This is a genomic window from Paenibacillus sp. KS1 (genome assembly GCF_001680695.1).
Classification (GTDB): domain Bacteria; phylum Bacillota; class Bacilli; order Paenibacillales; family Paenibacillaceae; genus Paenibacillus_B; species Paenibacillus_B suaedae.
Map to the genome: position 1 here is coordinate 1 of NZ_MAIS01000188.1, position 2,775 is coordinate 2,775.

General features: G+C 37.9%; 4 protein-coding genes. All 4 read right to left on the reverse strand.

Features of this window, described 5'->3' with window-relative positions; genetic code table 11:
• Nucleotides 1-393 precede the first annotated feature (393 nt).
• A complete protein-coding gene (locus BBG47_RS31330) occupies nt 394-606 on the reverse strand; it encodes a hypothetical protein (RefSeq protein ID WP_368072470.1) in 213 nt (70 codons plus the stop codon).
• 76 nt (nt 607-682) lie between these two features.
• A complete protein-coding gene (locus BBG47_RS27540; protein ID WP_065294405.1) occupies nt 683-1,309 on the reverse strand; it encodes an immunity protein Imm33 domain-containing protein in 627 nt (208 codons plus the stop codon).
• A gap of 90 nt (nt 1,310-1,399) precedes the next feature.
• Nucleotides 1,400-1,885 (reverse strand): hypothetical protein, encoded by a 486-nt coding sequence (locus BBG47_RS27545; RefSeq protein ID WP_065294406.1) that lies wholly within the window; start codon nt 1,883-1,885, stop codon nt 1,400-1,402.
• Nucleotides 1,886-1,988: 103 nt separating this feature from the next.
• A partial coding sequence (locus tag BBG47_RS27550; protein ID WP_217492543.1) for a stalk domain-containing protein occupies nt 1,989-2,775 on the reverse strand: 787 nt, incomplete at its 5' end.

The following is a 2,775-nucleotide window of genomic DNA, read 5'->3' on the forward strand; positions in this document are numbered from 1 at the left end:
ATCTAAACGAAACGGTCGCAGCAGCAATCTTTCTAATTCAATAGTCGGCAATTGCTTCATAGACAGTCCCCCTTTGTAAATAAACCCAATCCTAGAAAGCTTGCCTCTTAGTCTGGGTCATTGCAGTCACAGCAGTCTTGAATTACGAACACAATAATTACTGGATACCTGCGATTCCTAACGTACTGTCAATTACCTGTTTATAGTTATCCCATTTGAAGTAAAAAGGCCCTAAAGGAATCGTTTTGTTATCATGATCTTTCATGAAATCCTTCCAGATTACGATATCTTCTTCCCTCTCAATAAATACCGAAATAAATCCACAATCTTCGTCGCCACACCAGGGACATACTAAAATCGGATATCTATTGTACATATATTCATGTTGTTCTCTCAACAAAAAAAATAATCGATCATAAGTTTTTGATTCGCTTCGCTCCCCCAACCAAGGGATGGAACCAAATCATGCTTTTTGAACATTTGATAGATAGATCTTCCGTCAATAATCAAATCTGCGAATCGGGTGTTCTTATTTCCATCTTGATTCGGATCAAATTCATCAAATCGAGTAGCAGGCTTCGTTTCCAAGAAATTAATTTTTTTCATATTACTCTCCTACATTGCTGTGACATCAGCCATTTTTTCTATAAATCGAATGTGCGATATCCAGCACAGCGTTCATCTACTCTTCCCACTCATAATCAAATACCTCATAAAACTCTTTCGTCTCAAGATTTCTTTCAAAGGCACATTGAGGCTCCCGATCTATAAAAGAAAGAATCGAATCATCTATATTCAATACCTTCCCTATCGAAATAAATTGATAATTATCGATATCATCAGGATCGTTTTCTTCTTCATACCCCGTAAAGAAACTCCATCCCGTATCCGATTCCGAGCCTTCATTAGGAAAGTCCCTTACCATAAAATTAAATTCATTTCGCTCCAGCACATCGTTCGTTACAACAACCTTCTTCTCAAAATAATAATCCCAATTTACAGCGCTAGGATCATGATGCATCGTGTCGCAAATATGTTCGATTTTAAAATGGATTTCTTGACCGAAAACCAGATCCTTAATAGATACCGGCTCATTCCGTAATGTTCCAATCAGTTCATCACCTGATCGATGGATGATTTCAACCCACATTCTCTCTCCACAATATTCTGCATCTTCTTCGTCACTAAGAAAGCTAAGCTTGACCAACTCTCCAACCTCAATCTTGCTCAATACATACTCACTAGGCACATAAAACGTATAGGGCGCTTCCTTATGTCTTTCTACAACACTGTCCAAACTCCATGTCATTTTTATATATATCTCCTTTGCACAAGCGGGGGATATCCCCTAGACTTATTCGTCCATCATTAGGACTCCTGCTAGGGGGTTCCCCTAATCTCACTCATCATAAAGATCCAATTCTATATACACTCTTAATTTGCACTCAATATATTCCCAAGCATCTTCCAGATTTTTAAATGCCCATTCTATTTCTTCAATTCCTTTCTCACTTTCCAAACCCACGAGTAAAGTTCGAATAGCTTCTTCTGAATTTTTGCCAACAATTAATGCTACTGGAAAAGGTGTATCCCCATACTTGTCTCCTCCAACAAAAAAGACACTCTCTATTTGGTCGCCCCACTCATATGATAACTCACTAAAATCAATGATTAATCCCCCAGGTTCCCATGCCTCAATGGCAGCCTTACCAATTGCCCTCATGTATACGGCATCCGCATTTCCACTGGATCCGTACCCATATTTTCCACAGAACTTTAGAATCATAAAGTCTAGATAGTCTACTATTTTGGAAGTTCCAATATGAACTTCATAACGAATTTTGCTAAGATCCTCTAGTTGTACTTGTTTTGTTGTTATCTCCATGTATTCCTCCATATTTAGATGGACAAATCGTATAGGCGTCTACAGGAAATAGAGCTAATATCAATATTAGACAAAGTAGGGAAGTAAGTTTCCTCTTATGCAATTACTTCAACTCCTTGTACAGATAGGCACCTTTTGTAAACATATTGTCCGTAGTTCCTGTTTTTAATGTACCATAAATATCCTGACTGTTTGTAAACAAAGCTACGTCCGAATATGTTTCATACCATTGACCCTTCTTTACCCAGGTTACCTTCTCTGACTTTTCTCCTGGCTTGTAGCTGTCTGCATTGAATTGAGTCGTGTCTGTTGCACTTAGTACACGGAATTTAAACTTAGTTCTGATAAACTGTGTACCATGGTAATAATAAATAGTGCTAGTGTCTGGGAAGGCGTAACCTTCTACTACTACCTTATTCTTCTTCATGAAATTAACAAAATCATTAAAAGGCAATGGATTCATATAACCGTTGTGACCTAGCAAATCGAAAGATTTGTTAAAGTAAGCAGTAGGATTAATAGTTCTATAATCGATATTTAGAGCAAGTTTGTAATAATCTTTGACATTTTTAACGATCCGGTCAAGTTCTTCTTTGGTGAATTTGTTGATGTAGTCTTTTGCCTTATATTCACCGTCTGCATGAGTAATCATATACTTCTTGATGGTATATACATTATCAGGAGTATCAGACATCAGAGTCCACTCTTTAGAGTTCTGCTTAGCACGCAACTCTCGACCCCAAACATCCAATGTAACTGTACCAGCATCTACTTTAGCTTGATACTCTGGGCTAGTGATATTGATGTAGCTAACTTTACCGTCCCATTTCACGGCAGCGTTAAGTGTCTCACTCACAAAACGAAGAGGAACTACGACCCGACCTTCTTTC

Excerpts from the sequence above, each read along its gene's own strand:
- BBG47_RS31330 (WP_368072470.1), bottom strand. The coding sequence starts at position 606 with ATGAAAAAAATTAATTTCTTGGAAACGAAGCCTGCTACTCGATTTGAT.
- BBG47_RS27545 (WP_065294406.1), bottom strand. The coding sequence starts at position 1,885 with ATGGAGATAACAACAAAACAAGTACAACTAGAGGATCTTAGCAAAATT.
- BBG47_RS27540 (WP_065294405.1), bottom strand. The coding sequence starts at position 1,309 with ATGACATGGAGTTTGGACAGTGTTGTAGAAAGACATAAGGAAGCGCCC.